Source organism: Haemophilus haemolyticus (genome assembly GCF_003490935.1).
In the GTDB taxonomy this organism is placed as follows: domain Bacteria; phylum Pseudomonadota; class Gammaproteobacteria; order Enterobacterales; family Pasteurellaceae; genus Haemophilus; species Haemophilus haemolyticus_M.
The window spans coordinates 90,981-112,880 of record NZ_QQGD01000004.1; the positions used below are offsets into that span (position 1 = coordinate 90,981).

Below are 21,900 nucleotides of genomic sequence, written 5' to 3' on the forward strand. Positions count from 1 at the left end.
GTTAATTACAGCACTTTCACAATACTTTCACATAAATAACGAATATTATCTTCTGTGATACCCGCTACATTGATACGACCAGAACGAACGGCGTAAATCGCAAATTCTTCTTTTAAGCGATCAACTTGTTCAGGTGATAAGCCGCTGAAAGAGAACATACCGTTTTGTCCCATAATAAAGCTGAAATCTTGTTCTGCACCATATTCTTTTAATAACTGAACAAATAAATGACGCATTTTTTTGATACGTTCACGCATTTCAGTTAATTCATTTTCCCATTCTTGACGGAGTTGAGGATCATTTAATACTGTTGCTACAGTTGCGCCGCCGTGAGATGCCGGGTTAGAGTAGAGAGTACGAATAATTGATTTCACCTGTGTTAAAGCGGTTGACGCAATTTCTGCATTTTCTGCTACAAGGGTAAAGGCACCTACACGCTCATTGTATAAACCAAAGTTTTTAGAGAATGAACTTGCCACTAATAATTCTTTATGATTTGCCGCGAAAGTACGTAAACCGTAAGCATCTTGGTCTAAGCCATTAGCTAAACCTTGATAAGCAAAGTCAAAGAGTGGCAACCAGCCGTTTTTCGCTGAAAGTGCGGCTAATTCTTGCCATTGTTCTGGGGTTGGGTCAATACCAGTTGGATTGTGGCAGCAACCGTGTAAAAGCACCACATCACCTTCACTTGCTTGGCTTAAATCTTCGAGTAAATGTTCCCAATCAAGGGCTTTACGTTCAGCATCATAATAACGATATTCACGAATCGTCATGCCCACAGCATTGAAAATTGCATTGTGATTTGGCCATGTTGGGGTGCTGATCCAAACATTTTGTGCTTTGGTTTGACGTTTAATAAATTCTGCCGCAATGCGTAATGCGCCTGTTCCGCCTAAACTTTGTACTGTTCTCGCACGATTAGATTTGATGACTTCAGAATCTTTACCGAAAAGGAGTTCTTTTGTTCGTTCGTTATAATCAGAAATACCATCGATAGTCAGATAATTCTTCGTTTTTTCCTTATCAAATAAGCGTTTTTCGGCTTCTTTTACCGCACGCATAATCGGGGTTGTGCCTTGCGCATCTTTATAAACGCCAATACCCAAGTTGATTTTATTTTCGCGAGTTTCGGATTTGAATGCTTCGCCTAAGCCTAAGATTGGATCGGCTGGTGCCGCTTTGATATGTTCAAACATAGCTTTTCCTTATGTATGTGTTGTGTGGTGGATAATTTTATACTTCAGCCGTTTTATTTTATCAAGAAAGATTTTTATAAAAATTAACCGCACTTTGATATTTTTAAATATTCATCAAAAAGTGCGGTCATTTTTTACATTATTTTAGTTTTTCAATCGTCCAATTTAATCCCGATTGATAATTTTCTGGTAACTCAGTGCGGAGTTTTTCTAATTGTTGAATAATGACTGTTTTATTAGGATGGGAAAGATTGATATGTCCGACTTTACGCCCAGCTCTGACTTCTTTACCGTACCAATGAAGTTGTGCAAACTGTGTATTAAGCCATTTTGGGTTATGGTTTGTGCCGATTAAATTCACCATCACACTAGGAGCGAAAGTTTGTAAGTCAGGCGTTGGCAAATCGAGTAGCGCACGTAAATGTAATTCAAATTGGCTAATCGAGCATCCTAGTTGTGTCCAATGCCCACTGTTATGTACGCGAGGCGCAAGTTCGTTAATTAGTAATTTGTTGCCTACAACAAAACATTCCATTGCCATCACACCAATATAGCCTAGCTTATCCATAATTTTGCTGAGCATTGTTTCAGCTTGCTTTTGTTGTGCAGATTGTTGAGGAAAAGCACTATCAACCACACTGTAACGCAAAATACCGTTTTGTTGCAGGTTATGCGTAACGGGATAAAAACGCTTTTCGCCATTTTTAAATCTTGCGCCTACAATAGAAACCTCATAATCGAAAGGAATAAATTTTTCTGCGATCACTTCACCAAATAAATCATCGGTGATGTCCGCTTTGTTTTCATCGCTGATAATCCATTGACCACGTCCATCATATCCGCCTGTTCTGCGTTTAACGACAACTTTCTCGCCAATGGTTTGGAAAATATCATTCCATTGTGTTTTATCTTTTAATAAACACCAAGACGAGGTAGAAAGATTCAGTTCATCAAGCAAGGATTTTTGAGTAAAACGATCGGCTAATAATCCAAATACATGTTGATTAACGAAGTTTTTATGATTACCGAGTAATTCAGTCAAAGGCGTTTTTTCCCAGCGTTCAATTTCCGCCGTGATGATTGCATTTTCAGGTAAGTCAAAAACTAGCGCATTGAAGGCTAAGGGTTCAACATAAATATCTAAAGGTGCGCCCGCGTAACGTAACATTCTGCCGAGTTGTCCGTTGCCGAGTACATAAACCGTTGGGTATAAGGTGGAGTTTTGCATAATATTTCTCGTTAAATTTACGAAAAAAACAACCGCATTTTAGAAGTGCGGTCAGAACTGAAGAAATTTTTATGTGCGTGGATCGGGATTGTCCAGTACAGCATGAGTTTGGCTTTCACGGAAAGACTGTAAGCGTGAAAGTAATTCTGTATCCCAACCTGCTAGAATTTGTGCGGCTAACAATCCGGCATTTGCCGCACCTGCAGGGCCAATAGCTAATGTTCCGACTGGAATCCCTTTTGGCATTTGCACAATTGAATAAAGGCTATCTACGCCACTTAACATAGAACTTTTTACTGGCACACCCAGCACTGGCACAAGTGTTTTCGCTGCGATCATGCCAGGTAAATGTGCCGCACCACCTGCACCAGCAATAATTACTTTGTAACCATTTTTTTGTGCATTTTCGGCAAATTCAAAAAGTTTATCAGGCGTACGATGAGCCGAGACGACTTCCACATGATAAGGTACTTTTAATTCATCTAAAATCTGAGTTGCCTCTTGCATGGTAGCCCAATCGCTTTTGGAACCCATCACAACGGCAATTTGTGCAGTTTTTGGCATGCTATTTTCTCAATTTTTTAATTAAAAACGTGGCGTAGAATAGCATATCTTACATACATCAAGCAAACGTTTGCTATCTTATTGGGTACTACCTAGTCTTATCTTATAATTATTTGATTTTTAAATTTTAGTAACTATACTTGATACCAAATTAATGGGCGATAGTTTATATGGGACGAACTGAAAAATTATTAGATAAGCTCGCACAATCAAAATCTACATTTAATTGGAATCCTGAAAATTATATTAAAGTCAGTGAAAGAATCATTAAAACAGGTAGGTATTCTATGAAGTTATTAAATTATAAAGGTTATGTTGGCACGATTGAGGCGGATTTAGAAAACAATATATTATTTGGCAAACTTGCTTACATTCGTGATTTAGTGACTTACGAAGCAGAGTCATTATCTGAGCTAGAAAAAGAATTTTGTCAATCTGTTGATTTATATTTACAAGATTGTTTGGAATTAGGTAAAGAACCGAATAAGCCTTTTAAAGGTGTATTTAATGTACGAATTGGCGAGGAATTGCATAGAGAAGCTACGATAATAGCAGGCGATCGTTCACTTAATGCTTTTGTGACGGAAGCGATTCAAGAAAAAATTTTTCGTGAAAAACCAAGTTTAAGATAACAAAACGTAACGATATCATATTCACATTTTCTTTCTTCAAAGTAGGGCAAATTATGTTAGCCAAAGCAAAATATAGAAAAGATTACAAACAACCAGATTTTACTGTCACAGACATTTATTTAGATTTTCAACTCGATCCAAAACATACTGAGGTGACGGCAACTACAAAATTCCAACGCTTAAATGATGAAGCGACTTCTTTACGTTTAGATGGGCATAGTTTCCAGTTTTCTTCTATTAAATTTAATGGTGAGCCATTTTCTGCCTATCAACAAGATGGCGAGAGTTTAACGCTCGATTTAAAAGGTAAAAGTGCGGAAGAATTTGAACTTGAAATTGTGACCTTCCTTGTACCAGCAGAAAACACTTCATTACAGGGGCTATATCAGTCTGGTGAAGGCATTTGTACGCAATGTGAGGCGGAAGGTTTTCGTCAAATCACTTATATGCTTGATCGTCCTGATGTGTTAGCGCGTTACACAACTAAAATTACGGCAGATAAAACCAAATATCCATTCTTACTTTCGAATGGTAACCGCATTGCAAGTGGTGAATTAGAAGATGGTCGCCATTGGGTGGAATGGAACGATCCATTCCCGAAACCAAGCTATTTATTCGCTTTAGTGGCAGGGGATTTTGATTTATTACAAGATAAATTTATTACTAAAAGTGGTCGTGAAGTGGCTTTAGAGCTTTATGTGGATCGCGGCAATCTTAACCGTGCAACTTGGGCAATGGAAAGTCTGAAAAAAGCGATGAAATGGGATGAAGATCGCTTTAATTTAGAATATGACTTAGATATTTACATGATTGTTGCCGTGGACTTCTTCAATATGGGCGCAATGGAAAATAAAGGGTTAAATATCTTTAACTCTAAATTTGTATTAGCCAATCCACAAACGGCAACAGATGAGGATTATCTTGCGATTGAAAGTGTGATTGCACACGAATATTTTCATAACTGGACAGGCAACCGTGTGACTTGCCGAGATTGGTTCCAACTAAGTTTGAAAGAAGGCTTAACGGTTTTCCGTGACCAAGAGTTTTCTTCAGATACGGGTTCGCGCGCAGTGAATCGCATTAATAATGTGAAATTTTTACGCACTGTGCAATTTGCCGAAGATTCAAGCCCAATGTCTCACCCAATTCGCCCTGAGAAAGTGATTGAAATGAATAACTTCTATACCGTTACTGTATATGAAAAAGGGGCGGAAGTGATTCGTATGTTGCACACTTTATTAGGTGAGCAAGGTTTCCAAAAAGGGATGCAACTTTATATTGCTGAAAATGATGGCAAAGCCGCAACCTGTGAAGATTTTGTTTCTGCCATGGAACGTGCAAATGACCTCGATTTAAACCAATTCCGCCGTTGGTATAGCCAATCGGGTACACCAGAATTATTGATTAGCGATGCTTATGACGAAAAAACGCATACTTATCGTTTAACAGTTTCACAATCCACACCGCCAACCGCCGATCAAATGGAAAAAGTGAATTTACATATTCCATTAAAAGTGGCGCTTTATGATGTGAATGGCACGAAACAAATGCTGCAATATAATGGCGAACTGTTGAGTGATGTATTAAATGTTACTGAAAAAGATCAAGTCTTTGAGTTTCATGGCATTTATGGTCGCCCAATTCCAGCATTGTTATGTGATTTCTCCGCGCCAGTCAAACTGGATTATGATTACAAAACTGAGCAGTTATTAGGCTTGCTGAAATTCGCAGATAATCAATTTATCCGTTGGGATGCGGCTCAGATGTTATTTGCGCAAGAATTACGTCGTAATGTTGTGCGTTTCCAACAAGGCGAGGCGTTAGAAATTTCGTCTGAAATGTTGACCGCACTTTCTCATGTTCTCAACCATTATGAGAAAGATATTGAATTGGCAACCTTAATTCTCACGCTGCCAAAAGAAATGGAATTTGCCGAAGGTTTCAAAACCATCGATCCTGATGGCATTTCAGCCGCAAGAGCATTTATGCAAGCGCAAATTGCCGAGACTTTAAAAGATGATTTCTTGCGTGTTTATACCCATATTCGTCTTGATGATTATCAAGTTATGCAACAAGACATCGCCTTACGTGCAATGCGTAATCTTTGCTTAACTTATTTGGCTTACACCAATTTGGGCAACAATCTAGTACAAAAACACTACAATAATGCGAATAATATGACAGATACATTGGCTGCATTAAGTGTTGCGACTAAAGCCGTATTACCTTGCAGAGATGCGTTGCTAGCTGATTTTGAACAAAAATGGCAACACGATGGATTAGTGATGGATAAATGGTTTGCATTACAAGCCACTCGCCCAGATGAAAATGTATTGGAAATTATTCAGTTATTAATGGATCACCCAAGTTTTAACTTTAATAATCCAAACCGTTTACGTGCATTAGTGGGTAGCTTTGCAAATCACAACTTAAAAGCATTCCATAACGTAAGCGGATCAGGCTATCGTTTCTTAACGGATGTGTTAATTCGTTTAAATGAAAGCAATCCGCAAGTGGCTGCGCGTTTAATCGAGCCATTAATTCGTTTTTCTCGCTTTGATACCCAACGCCAAACGCTGATGAAACGAGCTTTAGAACGCCTAAGCGTTGTAGAAAATCTTTCAAAAGATTTATTTGAAAAAATTGAGAAAGCGTTGCAGTAGGTGGAGTAAATGTGCGTAAAAGGGAAATGAGTTGGTTACATATTGTAACCAACTGAAAATCAAATCACCTAAAGCCAGATCTTTAAAATATGGTTAAAAGTGCGGTAAATTTTTCAATAGTTTTTGGGGCATTTAGTATGCCCCTTTGTTTTATATCTAGTTTTAATATTAATTTATTTCATACAAATCCTGAAAATAATAAGTTTGCATAATACACCAAGATGACGCATTCTATACCCGTACAGACGTTTAGCCGTCTAAATGATTAAGAAGATTACTTTAAAACGGGAGTTATTATGACAACATCACATATTTTAGGCTTTCCTCGTGTGGGTGCGAAACGTGAATTAAAATTTGCACAAGAACGTTATTGGCGTAAAGAATTAGCCGAGCAAGATTTATTAGATTTAGCGAAAGCGTTGCGTGAAAAAAACTGGAAACATCAAGCGGCTGCCAATGCGGATTTTGTGGCAGTGGGCGATTTCACGTTCTACGATCATATTTTAGATTTACAAGTGGCAACAGGGGCAATTCCTGCTCGTTTTGGTTTTGATAGCCAAAATTTAACCCTTGATCAATATTTCCAACTTGCACGCGGTAACAAAGATCAATTTGCGATTGAAATGACCAAATGGTTTGATACGAACTATCACTATCTCGTGCCAGAATTTCATAAAAATACACAATTCAAGGCAAATCCAGCTCATTACGTGAATCAAATTCGTGAAGCGAAAGCGTTAGGCTTAAACTTCAAACCAGTAATTGTTGGTCCATTAACATTCTTATGGTTGGGTAAAGAAAAAGGCGAAGCATTTAACCGTTTCGATTTGTTAAATCAATTAGTGCCTGTTTATGTTGAAATCTTAAATGCATTAGTGGCTGAAGGTGCGGAGTGGATTCAAATTGATGAACCTGCATTAGCATTAGATTTACCAGCAGAATGGGTTGAAGCCTATAAATCTGTGTATGCTGAATTAAGCAAAGTGAACGCAAAATTATTATTAGCCACTTATTTTGGTTCCGTTGCACAACACGCTGAGTTATTAAAAGCCTTACCTATTGCAGGCTTGCATTTAGATTTAGTGCGTGCGCCAGAACAACTTGCAGCCTTTGAAGATTACAGCAAAGTGTTATCAGCTGGCGTGATTGAAGGTCGTAATATCTGGCGTGCAAACTTAAACAAAGTGTTAGATGTATTAGAGCCATTAAAAGCAAAATTAGGCGAGCGTTTATGGATTGCACCAAGCTGTTCATTATTGCACACCCCATTTGATTTAGAAGTGGAAGTACAATTAAAAGAAAAAAATACCGCACTTTATAGCTGGTTATCTTTCACGCTACAAAAAGTGGAAGAATTAAATGTATTAAAACAAGCCTTAAATAATGGCAGAGCCTCTGTTCAAGCGGCATTAGATGCAAGCCAAGCGGCAGCAGATGCACGCGCAACCTCAAAAGAAATTCATCGTCCAGAAGTGGCAGAACGTTTAGCGAACTTGCCAAAAGGTGCGGATCAACGTAAATCACCATTTGCAGAACGTATCGTTAAGCAAAATGCGTGGTTAAATTTACCGCTTCTGCCAACTACAAACATTGGCTCATTCCCGCAAACGACTGAAATCCGTCATGCTCGTGCAAGTTTCAAAAAAGGCGAGTTATCTCTTGCAGATTACGAAGCGGCAATGAAAAAAGAGATCGAATATGTGGTACGTCGCCAAGAAGAATTAGATTTAGATGTGTTAGTTCACGGTGAAGCAGAACGTAACGACATGGTGGAATACTTTGGGGAATTATTAGATGGTTTCGCATTCACTAAATTTGGTTGGGTACAAAGTTACGGTTCACGTTGTGTGAAACCACCAGTAATTTACGGTGATGTGACTCGCCCAGAGCCAATGACAGTACGTTGGTCACAATATGCTCAAAGTTTAACTAATCGTGTAATGAAAGGAATGCTTACTGGTCCTGTAACTATTTTACAATGGTCATTCGTGCGTAACGATATTCCACGTTCAACCGTATGTAAACAAATCGGCGTAGCATTATCTGATGAAGTGTTAGATTTAGAAGCGGCAGGCATTAAAGTTATCCAAATCGATGAACCAGCAATTCGTGAAGGTTTGCCACTTAAACGTGCAGATTGGGATGCGTATTTACAATGGGCAGGCGAAGCATTCCGTTTAAGCTCAATGGGCGTGCAAGATGATACACAAATTCACACACATATGTGTTATTCCGAGTTTAACGACATCTTACCTGCGATTGCCGCATTAGATGCAGACGTGATTACCATTGAAACTTCACGTTCAGATATGGAGTTATTAGATGCCTTCGTAAAATTCAACTACCCGAATGACATCGGTCCAGGTGTGTATGATATCCACAGCCCTCGTGTACCAACCGCGGGTGAAATTGAACACTTATTACGCAAAGCATTAAATGTCATTCCAAAAGAACGCTTATGGGTAAACCCAGACTGCGGTTTAAAAACTCGCGGCTGGACAGAAACTATCGATCAATTAAAAGTGATGGTGGATGTGACCAAAAAATTACGTGCGGAATTAGCGTAAATTTTAAGTTTATTACTTAACTGTAACTTAAGGACTGAGGTTGTATTTTACAATTTCAGTCCTTTATATTTATGGTGAAACATAAAATATTATGTTATTGTTATTGTTATTGTTATTGTTATTGTTATTGTGTATAATCCGCGCTCATTTTTTAATGTAACTATCTCTAAAGAGGAACTTTATGAATAAAATTTTTAGAATTGTATGGAACGAAGCAGCTCAAGCTTGGGTCGCCGTATCTGAACTGACTAAAAAACACAAAAAACGTGCTTCTGTGACCGCCGTTGCAGCTACTCTTGTTGCTGGCATGCTTTCTCCTTTCGCGCAGGCGAGTAACACGGACTCGGATGTGGCTAAGAATCTTCAACCTTCTGAGTTGGGAACAGACTATTATTTTCGTGTTACGACTGCTAACACTGGTGAGCCAGATGATCTTGAACATTATGCTGGATGCCCCAATGGAAATGCAGATAGTGCGTGCCCAGATACAGAGATGAATATAGGCGTATTAGATAAAGATTCGGCCCCAACAGAAGATAATAGCGATAATTCTAGATTGGTTTTAGAAGGGAATAAAGGGATTAGACTTAAAAAAGCTGAAAATAAATCTCATAAAATCACCTTTGATGCGCCAGTTAAGGCTGCTGACGGTAGCGGTGCGATATCAATAGACCAGCCTGTGGAAGGTGATAACGCAGGTCATACAATTATTAAATCTGAAATCAAATCTGGTAGCCCGGATAAAATACAAGTGGAATCTGCAAATGGTGAAACCACAATTACATGGGTAGGTGGTGATACTGCTGGTGGTGGTGCTGGTGGTAGCACCCCTGTTGCTTCAGGAGATGGAATTTCAGTCTCTACGGATAATAAGGTTTCTGTTAATGCGAAAACTGACGGTGGTATCAAAGTTGATGGAGACGGTGTTTCTGTTAACGCGAAAACTGACGGTGGTATCAAAGTTGATGGAGACGGTGTTTCTGTTAACGCGAAAACTGACGGTGGTATCAAAGTTGATGGAGACGGTGTTTCTGTAAACGCGAAAACTGACGGTGGTATCAAAGTTGATGGAGACGGTGTTTCTGTAAACGCGAAAACTGACGGTGGTATCAAAGTTGATGGAGACGGTGTTTCTGTTAACGCGAAAACTGACGGTGGTATCAAAGTTGATGGAGATGGTGTTTCTGTTAACGCGAAAACTGACGGTGGTATTAAAGTTGATGGAGATGGTGTTTCTGTTAACGCGAAAACTGACGGTGGTATCAAAGTTGATGGAGATGGTGTTTCTGTAAACGCGAAAACCAATGGTGGTCTTACTGTTGATGGAAGCGGTGTATCTGTGAATACTGATGGTACAACAATCACTGTAGATACAGCGACAGGTAATGTTAAAGCGGTAACGGGTGGCTTTAAGCTCAATACAACGACAGGTGCTACAGAAGCTAATGATAATGATGGAAATAAACTTGCCACTGTTACTAATGTAGCCAATGCGATTAATGCGGCGAAAGTGAAAGTTGCCGCAGGCAATGGTGCGAAGGTTGATCATAATGAGGCGACTAACACTTATACGGTTTCAGCGAAAGTTGAGGGCAACAAAGGTTTAGAGAATAAAGCTGAAGGTTTGTCAGTAAAAGCTGGAGACGGGGTTGCAGTTAATGATAAAGGTGTTTCTGTAAACGCGAAAACTGACGGTGGTATCAAAGTTGATGGAGACGGTGTTTCTGTTAACGCGAAAACTGACGGTGGTATCAAAGTTGATGGAGACGGTGTTTCTGTTAACGCGAAAACCAATGGTGGTCTTACTGTTGATGGAAGCGGTGTATCTGTGAATACTGATGGTACAACAATCACTGTAGATACAGCGACAGGTAATGTTAAAGCGGTAACGGGTGGCTTTAAGCTCAATACAACGACAGGTGCTACAGAAGCGAATACTGGTGATGGAAATAAACTTGCCACTGTTACTAATGTAGCTAACGCGATTAATGCGGCGAAAGTGAAAGTTGAAGAAGGTAAGGGTGCGAAGGTTGAGCATAATGCGGCGACTAACACCTATACGGTTTCAGCGAAAGTTGAGGAGAACAAAGGTATCGTTGCGGGTGCAAATGGCTTATCTGTGCAAGGTGGAAACGGTGTAACCGTGAATGAAAACGGTGTATCTGTTAACGCGAAAGACAAAGGTGGTCTTACTGTGGGTACAGATGGTGTATCTGTAACAACTGATAACGCAACCATTACAGTAGATACAGCGACAGGTAATGTGAAAGCGGTAACGGGTGGCTTTACGACCAATGCAACGACAGGTGATACAGAAGCGAATACTGGTGATGGAAATAAACTTGCCACTGTTACTAATGTAGCTAACGCGATTAATGCGGCGAAAGTGAAAGTTGAAGAAGGTAAGGGTGCGAAGGTTGAGCATAATGCGGCGACTAACACCTATACGGTTTCAGCGAAAGTTGAGGAGAACAAAGGTATCGTTGCGGGTGCAAATGGCTTATCTGTGCAAGGTGGAAACGGTGTAACCGTGAATGAAAACGGTGTATCTGTTAACGCGAAAGACAAAGGTGGTCTTACTGTGGGTACAGATGGTGTATCTGTAACAACTGATAACGCAACCATTACAGTAGATACAGCGACAGGTAATGTGAAAGCGGTAACGGGTGGCTTTACGACCAATGCAACGACAGGTGATACAGAAGCGAATACTGGTGATGGAAATAAACTTGCCACTGTTACTAATGTAGCTAACGCGATTAATGCGGCGAAAGTGAAAGTTGAAGAAGGTAAGGGTGCGAAGGTTGAGCATAATGCGGCGACTAACACCTATACGGTTTCAGCGAAAGTTGAGGAGAACAAAGGTATCGTTGCGGGTGCAAATGGCTTATCTGTGCAAGGTGGAAACGGTGTAACCGTGAATGAAAACGGTGTATCTGTTAACGCGAAAGACAAAGGTGGTCTTACTGTGGGTACAGATGGTGTATCTGTAGATACAGATAACACAACGATTAATGTCACAGGTGGCAAAGTCTCAGCGGTAACGGGTACGATTACAGCGGGAGATAATGCAAGTGTTGTTGATGATGATAAAGGCAAGTTAGCGAAAGCAGGTGAAGTAGCGGCGGCGATTAATAAGGCGAAAACTAAAGTAGTTGCTGGTAGTGGCATAAAAGTCACATCTAGTGGCAATGAATATACTGTTTCTGCCGACTTACCGTTTACTAAAAAGGCAGATAAGTCAATTCGCTTAAATGAGGAAGGTGTAATCAGTAATGTAGCTGATGGGCTTGTTGCTAAAGACAGTAAAGATGCCGTGAATGGTGGTCAGTTACATGCTGTTGAAAGCCGTTTGAGTGGCAATATGGATAAGTTAAACCATCGAATTGATAAAGTGGGCAAACGTGCAGATGCTGGTACGGCAAGTGCAATTGCTACGGCAAACTTGCTCCAATCTTATCGTCCTGGTTTGTCAGCTGCTACTGCTGCAGTAGGTCAATATCGTGGTCAATCGGCGGTTGCTGTTGGTTATAGTCGCCTTTCTGATAATGGAAAATATGGGGTGAAATTCTCACTAGGTGCTAATACACAAGGTAATGTTGGTGCTGGTGCTGGTGTAGCATATTTCTGGTAATAACCTGATTTTCCTTTAACTTTTGAATGAAAGGTTGATATTAAAATGTGATGATTGCGTTGTGATCATCACATTTTTTATTATTTGCACATTATTCCTGTTCCTCGTAGAATACGAGTAATCTCACCTTTAAAGTGCGGTGAAAATTGACCGCACTTTCTTACAGTCAACTATCCCGAGAGATAAACGAGTATGTATCAATTATTCCGTCACGGCATTTTCCAAATGGATGCTGAAAAGGCTCATAATTTCACGATTCAATTCTTGAAATTAGCCGGTAATCCTTTATTTCAACCGATCTTAAAATCTCTTATTCATGCACCCAAAGGCTTTCCGAAAATGGTAATGGGAGTGAATTTCCCTAATCCCATAGGATTGGCGGCAGGAGCGGATAAAAACGGTGATGCGATTGACGGCTTTGGTGCATTGGGTTTCGGTTTTCTGGAAGTAGGAACTGTCACGCCCATTGCACAAGATGGGAACACAAAGCCACGTCAGTTTCGCTTGATTGAAGCTGAAGGCATTATTAACCGTAATGGCTTTAATAATAATGGTATTGACTATCTTATAGAAAATATGAAAAACGCACGTTATAAAGGCGTGATTGGCATTAATATTGGTAAGAATAAATTTACGCCTTTGGAACAAGGCAAAGATGATTATATTTTCTGTTTGAACAAAGCCTATAACTACGCAGGTTACATTACGGTGAATATTTCATCACCTAATACACCAGATTTACGTCAGTTACAATATGGTGACTATTTCGATGATTTATTGCGAGGCATCAAGGAACGTCAAGCTATTTTGGCAAACCAATACAATAAATATGTGCCGATTGCGGTAAAAATTGCACCAGATTTAACGGAAAGTGAATTAGTACAAATTGCGGATACGTTGGTTCGTCATAAAATGGATGGGGTTATTGCAACTAATACTACAATTTCTCGAGATACTGTGATGGGGATGAAAAATGCGGAACAGCAAGGCGGATTAAGTGGAAAGCCGTTGCAGCATAAAAGCACAGAGATTATTAAGCGATTACATCAAGAACTGAAAGGTCAGATTTCGATTATTGGTAGCGGCGGCATTGATGGTGTGCAAAATGCGCAAGAGAAAATTGAGGCTGGAGCCGAGTTGTTACAAGTTTATTCAGGATTGATTTATCACGGTCCAAAATTAGTAAAAGAATTAGTAAAAAGTATTAAATAATGACAAAAAAATATGACTTACATTGTCACAGCACGGCATCAGATGGGGTGTTGAGTCCAACCGAATTAGTGCATCGTGCTTATGCGCAAGGCGTGAATGTGTTGGCATTATGCGATCACGATACTATTGCAGGTATTGATGAAGCTGAGATTGCAGCGAAAGAAGTAGGCATTCAATTAATTACTGGAGTAGAAATCTCGACAAATTGGGAAGGGCGAGGGATCCATATTGTAGGATTAAACTTCGATAAAACTCACCCCAAAATGACCGCACTTTTGCAAAGCCAAAAAGCATTACGCGAAAAAAGAGCGGTGGAAATTGGCGATAAATTAGAAAAAGCAGGGATTCCTCATGCTTATGAAGGGGCTAAAGCTTTAGCTGATGGTGAAGTTACGCGTGCTCATTACGCACGTTATTTGGTGCAGATTGGTAAGGTATCTAATGATGGTCAAGCCTTTAAACGCTATTTAGGACAAGGAAAATCGGCATTTGTCAAAGCTGAATGGACAGATATTCCCACAGCGATTGAGACAATCCATGCCGCGGGCGGTATAGCTATTATTGCGCATCCATTACGTTATAACATGACGGGGAAATGGGTGCGTAAGCTGATAACCGATTTCAAGGCTTGGGGCGGTGATGGCATGGAAATGGCGGACTGTGGTCAGACAAAAGATCAACGTCAAATGCTTGCTCGTTGGGCAAAAGAATTTGAACTACTGGGATCCGTTGGTTCTGATTTTCATTTTCCTTGTGGTTGGATTGAGTTAGGAAAAAATTTAGATTTAGTTGATGGAATCATCCCAGTTTGGGAAAAATTTTAGCCCGATAGAGAATGTTCAAATAATAAATACCTGTTTCCTTGATAATAAAATTTATTTGGAAACAGGTATTTTTTATGGTTCAAAATATAAAAAACTAAATTTATCCTTCAGATTTTTTCTGATTATCTAATAAATAATGTGGTGGTAATTCAGGCATTGAATCTTGTTCATCAACGGATTCAATTTCAGGTTTGAGATAAAATTCAGTCGCTTCATGATTGCTTTTTGTTTTGCCTAATAATTGTGGCTGAAGTTTTACAAAAGTGCTATTCGGTGCAAGCCAGATGCCGATAAATGCTTGATTAAATTTAGCATCAAAATCATGTTCCAAAACAGTATCATTTAATACAAAGTAGCCTCTATCTGGTAAGGCAATATAGTTCAAGATATCGTTTGGTGAGAAATCAGGAAATGTGGATTGCATTTCTTTAAGCCAGCTTTGAGTATCGCCATCATTAAGTTTTAAGGTTTCGATTTCTTTAATAAGCGTAATCGCAAAATTTTTTCCTTCAATGGGTTTTTCATATTTGAAAGAGAGCATTAATGGGCGTTCATTTTCTTGATAAGTACCCGTTTCGGAAAATAAACCAATGGTATAAACATGGAACGGCCCCCAAGTGTATTCGGCATTTCCGATGGGTTGCCAATGAGCAAAAGGTGCGGCAGAAAAAAACGTTATCATTGCCACAAAAAGGGATTTCATTTTCATAATAAATTGCCGTGAGTAAAATTGTGCTGATTATAACAAACCGCATCAAAAAACAAATGAGAAACGAGTAAAAAGGCGAGTAATTTTACTCGCCTTTAATATTACTGATGTTAATTTGTACGGTGAATTATTTTAGGCTACCGACCATATCTTCTGGGCGAACCCATTTATCAAAATCTTCGGCAGAAACTAAACCTAAATTAATTGCTTCTTCACGTAATGTTGTGCCATTTTTGTGTGCAGTTTTTGCAATTTTAGCTGCGTTTTCATAGCCAATATGCGTATTAAGTGCGGTCACCAACATCAATGAATTTTCAAGTTGTTGTTTAATTCTTGGATAGTTTGGTTCAATACCCACTGCACAGTGTTCATCGAAAGATACGCAAGCATCACCCAATAATTGAGCAGATTGTAAGAAGTTTGCAATCATCACTGGGTTGAACACATTTAATTGGAAGTGACCTTGTGAACCTACAAATGCGATTGTGGTATCGTTACCAAATACTTGTGCGCAAACCATTGTCATCGCTTCGCATTGAGTTGGGTTTACTTTACCCGGCATAATTGAAGAACCAGGTTCATTTTCAGGAATTAAAATTTCGCCAATTCCCGAACGAGGGCCTGATGCTAATAGACGAATATCGTTCGCAATTTTAAATAAACTCATGGCTAATTGACGTAATGCACCGTGAGTTTCAACAATCGCATCATGAGCCGCTAATGCTTCAAATTTATTATCTGCAGTGACAAAGGGAAGTGCGGTGAATTTTGCAATGTAATCTGCCACTTTCACATCATAGCCTTTCGGCGTGTTCAAACCTGTACCAACTGCAGTTCCACCCAATGCTAATTGACTTAAATGCGGAAGGGTGTTTTTTAATGCTTTTAAGCCGAAATCTAATTGAGCAGCATAAGCTGAAAATTCTTGACCTAATGTGAGTGGCGTTGCATCCATTAAGTGAGTGCGGCCAATTTTTACTACGTTTTTGAAGGCTTCAGATTTTGCTGCAAAAGTTTTTTGTAAACGTTCAACACAAGGAATGGTGTGCTCAACTACTTTTTTATATGCAGCAATGTGCATTGCCGTTGGGAAAGTATCATTTGAAGATTGTGATTTGTTCACATCATCATTTGGGTGAATGATAGATTTTTCGCCTAATTTGCCACCGTTTAACACGTGAGCACGATTGGCAACTACTTCATTCACATTCATATTAGATTGTGTACCAGAACCAGTTTGCCAAATAACAAGTGGGAATTGATCATCTAATTTATTTGCTAAAATTTCGTCACAAGCCTGAGCAATTAAATCACGTTTTTCAAGAGGTAATACACCCAAATCATGATTAGCAAATGCGGCTGCTTTTTTCAAATAGCCAAAAGCCTCGATAATTTCATGTGGCATTGATGCGGCAGGGCCAATTTTAAAGTTATTGCGTGAACGTTCAGTTTGTGCAGCCCAGTATTTATCTGCTGGAACTTGAACTTCACCCATTGTGTCTTTTTCAATACGAAATGCCATTCTGTACTCCTATGAATTGAATGAAAATTAAAACGCAAGTGATTTTAACACTTCCGAGTTATGAGTGGAACGTAACAAAAACGTTAAAAATCAGTTTTGTGACATAGATCATAAAAGTGCGGTGGATTTTCACGCATTTGTAATAATGTATATTTAATTATTTATTTTTTAGGGTTTTTTCGTTAAAATTTCGCTCTTTTTATAGGGCAAGATTGAGAAAATAACGGGGCTAAAATGGCAAAAATTGCACAATTTTACATTCTTACGGAAGATTGTACTTTAACTGTCGAAGAAATTGCCTGTAATCTTGCTGCTTCAATATGGCGTTCAGGGAAAAAAGTATTAATTAGCTGTGAAAGTGAGGCTCAAGCGCTAGAGATTGATGAGCGTTTGTGGCAACGAGATCCTAATGAATTTGTTCCACATAATTTATCGGGGGAGGTCACACAATATCCTACACCGATTGAGATTTCATGGCTTGGGAAACGAAATTTACAACGCCGTGACGTGTTAATTAATTTGCAACAAGAAATTCCAGATTTTAGCCATAGTTTTACCCAAATTATTGATTTTGTGCCGAAAGATGATGCCTTAAAAACACAAGCCCGAGAACGTTATAAACAGTTAAGAGCGTTGGGATGGGCACTTTCCACCGAAAATATAGCATAACAGAATGGAGTAATTATGAAGAAAACCAAATTTTGCTTAAGTTTATTATTGGGAACAGCTGTATTGATGATTTCAGCTTGTGAGAAACAAGAAAATAAAGTTGAAGCTACACCTAAAGTTGAAGCCACACCTAAAGTTGAAGCCACACCTAAAGTTGAAGCCACACCTAAAGTTGAAGAAACTCAACAGGTCACAAAACAGGATGTTAAAAAGGAAGCTGCCCTTTTAGAAGAAAATAAAGAGAAAACTTCTGTTGTAGCTCAGAAATCTGAAGCGGTTGAACAAGAAAAAATGGTTGAAGCTGAAAAAACGGTAGAGATGACTACTCAACAAAAAATGCCAGAAGATCAGGTTTTATCTAAGGTATCAGCTCCAGCTAAAATAAAGCAGACGAATGATCCAAATATAGAAAAACGAAAAATATTACAAATACTAGAACAACAATATCAGCAAGTTCGTTGCACTAGCGAGGGAGAGAAACTCGGTTCTGAGAGTTTTTGCCATCAAGAAGAATATCGCTTATTAAATGAAATTGATAGTTTAAAGAAAGAATTGAGATAGTTTTTGTAAAAACTTTTTAAAACCCAACCGCACTTTAAGGATCAAAATGCAATCCAACGACATCACTTTTTACCAACGCTTTGAAGCCGATATTCTCGCCGGGCGTAAAACGATTACTATTCGAGATAAATCTGAAAGCTATTTTAAAGCGGATGATATCTTGCGTGTTGGGCGGTTTGAAGATAATCAATATTTCTGCACGATTGAAGTGTTAAGTGTTTCACCGATTACCCTTGATAAACTGACGGAACAACATGCCAAGCAGGAAAATATGGGATTGGATGAGCTGAAAGAGGTGATTCGGGGGATTTATCCGAGAGAATATATATTTTGGATAATAGAGTTTAGTCTGTATTTAGAAACTTTATAAATGATGATTATTGATAAATAATATTAAGGAAAATATATGATTATTAATTTTAATGATTTTAATGAACTAGATAGTACAGATGCTCCTCAAGCAGATGATTTACATAAGGTTTATACTGTTACATCTCTCATAGGCGAAGAACCTACTTTATCTCACGATGATCAATTATTGGCATCTAAGATGGGAATTGTTGATAGACAGGTTCGGTATTATAAAGCTGCAGCTAGAATTTTAGGATTCTTAGATTCTAAAGATTGCTTAACTAGAGCAGGTAGAGACCTGTTATCTTCCCAAGGCGATTTTATGGACACAATAGTGACAGCTTTCCAATATAGTAATATTGGTGTCTGTTGGTGCACTTATTATCAAGTGTCTTCAGTACTTGATGTTCCTCTTGAGATAACTGAAGTCATCAAATTTTTAAATTATGCCTTTGGTGCGAATTTATCTGATTCCACCAAAAAAAGAAGAGCTAAAACCCTAATAAAATGGGTTAATGAATATAGCCAACATATACGTACACGATAGGATACCTATGACACAAAAATTCGAAATGGCAGACCGTTTTAATCCGTCTGCGGTAGAACAAGCCCTTTATCAACATTGGGAAGAGAGCGGTTATTTTAAACCGTCGGAAAATGAAAATGCGCCGAGCTATTGCATTGCGATTCCGCCGCCGAACGTCACGGGTTCCTTACACATGGGACACGCTTTCCAACAAACCTTAATGGATACCTTAATCCGTTTTAACCGTATGGAAGGGCATAATACCTTATGGCAAGCGGGGACAGACCACGCGGGTATTGCAACCCAAATGGTGGTGGAGCGTAAAATTGCGGCTGAAGAAGGCAAAACTCGCCACGATTATGGACGTGAAGCGTTCATCAACAAAATTTGGGATTGGAAAGCCTATTCAGGCGGCACAATCAGCCAACAAATGCGCCGTTTAGGGAACTCAATAGACTGGGAACGTGAGCGTTTCACCATGGACGATGGTTTATCTAATGCAGTAAAAGAAGTGTTTGTTCGTTTGCACGAAGAAGGTTTGATTTACCGTGGTAAACGTTTGGTAAACTGGGATCCAAAACTTCACACCGCGATTTCCGATTTAGAAGTAGAAAACAAAGAGAGCAAAGGTTCCCTTTGGCATTTCCGTTATCCGTTAGCAAACGGTGCAAAAACGGCAGATGGTAAAGATTATTTAGTGGTGGCAACCACGCGTCCGGAAACCATGTTGGGCGATACGGCGGTGGCGGTTCATCCGGAAGATGAACGTTATCAATCTTTAATTGGTAAAACCGTGGTTCTGCCGTTGGCGAAGCGTGAAATTCCGATTATTGCGGATGAATATGTGGATCGCGAATTCGGTACTGGTGTGGTAAAAATTACCCCAGCTCATGACTTTAACGACTACGAAGTGGGTAAACGTCACAGCTTGCCGATGGTCAACGTGTTAACTTTAAATGCCGATATTCGTGATGAAGCGGAAATTATCGGCACAGACGGCAAACCACTTGCGGGTTATGAGGCGACTATTCCTGCGGATTACCGTGGTTTAGAGCGTTTCGCTGCACGTAAGAAAATCGTGGCAGATTTTGAAGCGCTAGGTTTATTAGATGAAATTAAACCGCACGATTTGAAAGTCCCTTATGGTGACCGTGGCGGCGTGCCGATTGAGCCGATGTTAACCGACCAATGGTATGTGAGCGTGAAACCGCTTGCTGATGTAGCGATTAAAGCGGTGGAAGACGGCGAAATCCAATTCGTGCCGAAACAATACGAAAACCTTTATTTCTCTTGGATGCGTGATATTCAAGATTGGTGTATCTCTCGCCAACTTTGGTGGGGACACCGTATTCCTGCGTGGTATGACGCAGAAGGCAATGTGTATGTCGCGCGCAATGAAGAAGAAGTGCGGTCAAAATACAACTTAGATTCTGCGGTTGAACTCAAGCAAGATGAAGACGTGTTAGACACGTGGTTCTCATCAGGCTTATGGACGTTCTCTACCTTAGGTTGGCCAGAGCAAACCAAAGAGCTCAAAATGTTCCACCCAACGGATGTTTTAATTACCGGCTTTGACATTATCTTCTTCTGGGTTGCTCGTATGATTATGTTTACGATGCACTTCGTGAAAGATGAAAACGGCAAACCACAGGTGCCATTCAAAACCGTGTACGTAACGGGCTTAATTCGTGATGAGCAAGGCCAAAAAATGTCGAAATCGAAAGGTAACGTACTTGACCCAATCGATATGATTGACGGTATCAGCCTTGAAGATTTACTTGAAAAACGTACTGGTAACATGATGCAGCCGCAATTAGCAGAAAAAATTGCTAAAGCGACTCGCAAAGAATTCGCAGAGGGCATTGCCGCTCACGGTACAGACGCATTACGTTTCACATTAGCGGCATTGGCTTCAAACGGTCGTGATATCAACTGGGATATGAAACGTTTAGAAGGCTACCGTAACTTCTGTAATAAATTATGGAATGCAAGCCGTTTCGTCTTAACGAATGAAAAATTAGATTTAAGCGAAGGCGAGATTGAATTCTCATTAGCCGATCGTTGGATTCAATCGGAATTCAATCGCACAGTGGAAACTTTCCGTAATTCATTAAGCCAATATCGTTTTGACCTTTGTGCCAATGCAATTTATGAATTCACTTGGAACCAATTCTGTGACTGGTATTTAGAATTGACTAAACCAGTATTTGCAAACGGTAATGCAGCACAAATTCGTGCGGCAAGCCAAACTTTGGTTCATGTGCTAGAAAAATTATTACGTTTAGCACATCCACTGATTCCATTTATTACCGAAGAAATTTGGCAAAAAGTGAAAGGTTTCGTCGGCATTACGGCTGACAGCATTATGTTACAACCTTTCCCACAAGTGGAAGAGAACGGCTTTGATCCAGAAGCAGAAGCTGAAATTGAGTGGTTAAAAGAAGTGATCGTTGCGGTGCGTAATATTCGTGCAGAAAGCAACATCGCACCAAGTAAAGGCTTAGATCTGTTATTCCGTAATTTAAGTGCAGAAAACGCAAAAATTCTCGAAAAACAGACCGCTCTTTTGAAAGCGATGGCGAAATTAGACAACGTTCAAGTATTAGCCGCAAACGAAACAGCACCACTTGCGGTAGCGAAACTCGTTGGCAATACTGAATTACTCGTGCCAATGGCTGGCTTTATCAATAAAGAAGCAGAGCTTGCGCGTTTAACTAAAGAGATTGAAAAATATCAAAACGAAGTTAAACGTATCGAAAACAAACTCAGCAACGAAGCTTTCGTGGCTAAAGCGCCAGAAGCAGTGATTGCAAAAGAACGCGAAAAACAAGCGGAATACCAATCCGGATTAGAAAAAATTCAAGAGCAATATAAGGCGATTGAGGCGCTTTAATTTTAATAATAAAAACGTCGGTTTAATCTGACGTTTTTATTTTTTTCTTTGTTTTGCTAAATATTTTCAGATAAACCAAAAAAATTGGGTATGGAATAACTCGATAGAAAGAGTATCTAATTATATATTGGAAAGGAGAAAAGGATTTT

The 21,900-nt window shown here is 39.4% G+C and carries 16 protein-coding genes; 11 read left to right on the top strand and 5 right to left on the bottom strand.

What is annotated here, in order from left to right; all coding sequences use genetic code 11:
• Positions 1 to 5: 5 nt before the first annotated feature.
• From DV417_RS06410 to purE, 3 genes are all read right to left on the bottom strand, one after another.
• On the bottom strand, positions 6 to 1,196 hold the full coding sequence (locus DV417_RS06410; protein ID WP_118879126.1) for an amino acid aminotransferase: 1,191 nt from the start codon (positions 1,194 to 1,196) through the stop codon (positions 6 to 8).
• 139 nt (positions 1,197 to 1,335) lie between these two features.
• Positions 1,336 to 2,424: a 5-(carboxyamino)imidazole ribonucleotide synthase gene (gene purK, locus DV417_RS06415; RefSeq protein ID WP_118879127.1), complete on the bottom strand. Its 1,089-nt coding sequence runs from the start codon at positions 2,422 to 2,424 to the stop codon at positions 1,336 to 1,338.
• A 69-nt stretch (positions 2,425 to 2,493) separates the two neighbouring features.
• Positions 2,494 to 2,988, bottom strand: a complete 495-nt coding sequence (purE, locus tag DV417_RS06420) for a 5-(carboxyamino)imidazole ribonucleotide mutase (protein WP_118879128.1) — start codon at positions 2,986 to 2,988, stop codon at positions 2,494 to 2,496.
• 287 nt (positions 2,989 to 3,275) lie between these two features.
• Between purE and DV417_RS06425 the strand changes: the two genes are divergently transcribed.
• The 6 genes from DV417_RS06425 (at position 3,276) to rnm (ending at position 14,520) form a co-directional block, all read left to right on the top strand.
• On the top strand, positions 3,276 to 3,620 hold the full coding sequence (locus DV417_RS06425; protein WP_118879190.1) for a type II toxin-antitoxin system HicB family antitoxin: 345 nt from the start codon (positions 3,276 to 3,278) through the stop codon (positions 3,618 to 3,620).
• Positions 3,621 to 3,673: 53 nt separating this feature from the next.
• Entirely contained in the window at positions 3,674 to 6,283 is a 2,610-nt protein-coding gene (pepN, locus tag DV417_RS06430; RefSeq protein ID WP_118879129.1) for an aminopeptidase N, read from the top strand.
• Between the two features lie 296 nt (positions 6,284 to 6,579).
• Entirely contained in the window at positions 6,580 to 8,850 is a 2,271-nt protein-coding gene (gene metE, locus DV417_RS06435; RefSeq protein ID WP_118879130.1) for a 5-methyltetrahydropteroyltriglutamate--homocysteine S-methyltransferase, read from the top strand.
• A gap of 181 nt (positions 8,851 to 9,031) precedes the next feature.
• On the top strand, positions 9,032 to 12,484 hold the full coding sequence (locus DV417_RS06440; protein WP_118879131.1) for an ESPR-type extended signal peptide-containing protein: 3,453 nt from the start codon (positions 9,032 to 9,034) through the stop codon (positions 12,482 to 12,484).
• 192 nt (positions 12,485 to 12,676) lie between these two features.
• Positions 12,677 to 13,696, top strand: a complete 1,020-nt coding sequence (gene pyrD, locus DV417_RS06445) for a quinone-dependent dihydroorotate dehydrogenase (protein ID WP_118879132.1) — start codon at positions 12,677 to 12,679, stop codon at positions 13,694 to 13,696.
• Complete coding sequence (gene rnm, locus DV417_RS06450) at positions 13,696 to 14,520, top strand: RNase RNM (protein WP_118879133.1); 825 nt, start codon at positions 13,696 to 13,698, stop codon at positions 14,518 to 14,520. The genes pyrD and rnm overlap by 1 nt, the downstream gene beginning before the upstream one ends.
• Positions 14,521 to 14,620: 100 nt before the next feature.
• On the opposite strand, the gene DV417_RS06455 is transcribed toward rnm, so the two are convergent.
• Together DV417_RS06455 and fumC are read right to left on the bottom strand one after the other, a co-directional pair.
• A complete protein-coding gene (locus tag DV417_RS06455) occupies positions 14,621 to 15,229 on the bottom strand; it encodes a chalcone isomerase family protein (protein ID WP_005636001.1) in 609 nt (202 codons plus the stop codon).
• Positions 15,230 to 15,356: 127 nt separating this feature from the next.
• A complete protein-coding gene (gene fumC, locus DV417_RS06460; RefSeq protein WP_005626500.1) occupies positions 15,357 to 16,751 on the bottom strand; it encodes a class II fumarate hydratase in 1,395 nt (464 codons plus the stop codon).
• Positions 16,752 to 16,985: 234 nt separating this feature from the next.
• Here fumC and DV417_RS06465 point away from each other — a divergent pair, with 234 nt between their 5' ends.
• The 5 genes from DV417_RS06465 to valS are packed head-to-tail and all read left to right on the top strand — an operon-like array spanning position 16,986 to position 21,751.
• Positions 16,986 to 17,420, top strand: a complete 435-nt coding sequence (locus DV417_RS06465; protein ID WP_118879134.1) for a DNA polymerase III subunit chi — start codon at positions 16,986 to 16,988, stop codon at positions 17,418 to 17,420.
• A gap of 15 nt (positions 17,421 to 17,435) precedes the next feature.
• Positions 17,436 to 17,981: a hypothetical protein gene (locus DV417_RS06470; protein ID WP_118879135.1), complete on the top strand. Its 546-nt coding sequence runs from the start codon at positions 17,436 to 17,438 to the stop codon at positions 17,979 to 17,981.
• A gap of 46 nt (positions 17,982 to 18,027) precedes the next feature.
• Positions 18,028 to 18,351 (top strand): N(4)-acetylcytidine aminohydrolase, encoded by a 324-nt coding sequence (gene yqfB, locus DV417_RS06475; RefSeq protein ID WP_118879136.1) that lies wholly within the window; start codon positions 18,028 to 18,030, stop codon positions 18,349 to 18,351.
• 36 nt (positions 18,352 to 18,387) lie between these two features.
• A complete protein-coding gene (locus tag DV417_RS06480; RefSeq protein WP_118879137.1) occupies positions 18,388 to 18,879 on the top strand; it encodes a DUF7226 domain-containing protein in 492 nt (163 codons plus the stop codon).
• 7 nt (positions 18,880 to 18,886) lie between these two features.
• Positions 18,887 to 21,751, top strand: a complete 2,865-nt coding sequence (gene valS / locus DV417_RS06485) for a valine--tRNA ligase (protein ID WP_118879138.1) — start codon at positions 18,887 to 18,889, stop codon at positions 21,749 to 21,751.
• Positions 21,752 to 21,900: the final 149 nt, after the last annotated feature.

Bases quoted from the DNA above. Each gene is read 5' to 3' on its own strand.
- DV417_RS06410 (WP_118879126.1), bottom strand. From the start codon at position 1,196: ATGTTTGAACATATCAAAGCGGCACCAGCCGATCCAATCTTAGGCTTA.
- purK (WP_118879127.1), bottom strand. From the start codon at position 2,424: ATGCAAAACTCCACCTTATACCCAACGGTTTATGTACTCGGCAACGGA.
- purE (WP_118879128.1), bottom strand. From the start codon at position 2,988: ATGCCAAAAACTGCACAAATTGCCGTTGTGATGGGTTCCAAAAGCGAT.
- DV417_RS06425 (WP_118879190.1), top strand. From the start codon at position 3,276: ATGAAGTTATTAAATTATAAAGGTTATGTTGGCACGATTGAGGCGGAT.
- pepN (WP_118879129.1), top strand. From the start codon at position 3,674: ATGTTAGCCAAAGCAAAATATAGAAAAGATTACAAACAACCAGATTTT.
- metE (WP_118879130.1), top strand. From the start codon at position 6,580: ATGACAACATCACATATTTTAGGCTTTCCTCGTGTGGGTGCGAAACGT.
- DV417_RS06440 (WP_118879131.1), top strand. From the start codon at position 9,032: ATGAATAAAATTTTTAGAATTGTATGGAACGAAGCAGCTCAAGCTTGG.
- pyrD (WP_118879132.1), top strand. From the start codon at position 12,677: ATGTATCAATTATTCCGTCACGGCATTTTCCAAATGGATGCTGAAAAG.
- rnm (WP_118879133.1), top strand. From the start codon at position 13,696: ATGACAAAAAAATATGACTTACATTGTCACAGCACGGCATCAGATGGG.
- DV417_RS06455 (WP_005636001.1), bottom strand. From the start codon at position 15,229: ATGAAAATGAAATCCCTTTTTGTGGCAATGATAACGTTTTTTTCTGCC.
- fumC (WP_005626500.1), bottom strand. From the start codon at position 16,751: ATGGCATTTCGTATTGAAAAAGACACAATGGGTGAAGTTCAAGTTCCA.
- DV417_RS06465 (WP_118879134.1), top strand. From the start codon at position 16,986: ATGGCAAAAATTGCACAATTTTACATTCTTACGGAAGATTGTACTTTA.
- DV417_RS06470 (WP_118879135.1), top strand. From the start codon at position 17,436: ATGAAGAAAACCAAATTTTGCTTAAGTTTATTATTGGGAACAGCTGTA.
- yqfB (WP_118879136.1), top strand. From the start codon at position 18,028: ATGCAATCCAACGACATCACTTTTTACCAACGCTTTGAAGCCGATATT.
- DV417_RS06480 (WP_118879137.1), top strand. From the start codon at position 18,388: ATGATTATTAATTTTAATGATTTTAATGAACTAGATAGTACAGATGCT.
- valS (WP_118879138.1), top strand. From the start codon at position 18,887: ATGACACAAAAATTCGAAATGGCAGACCGTTTTAATCCGTCTGCGGTA.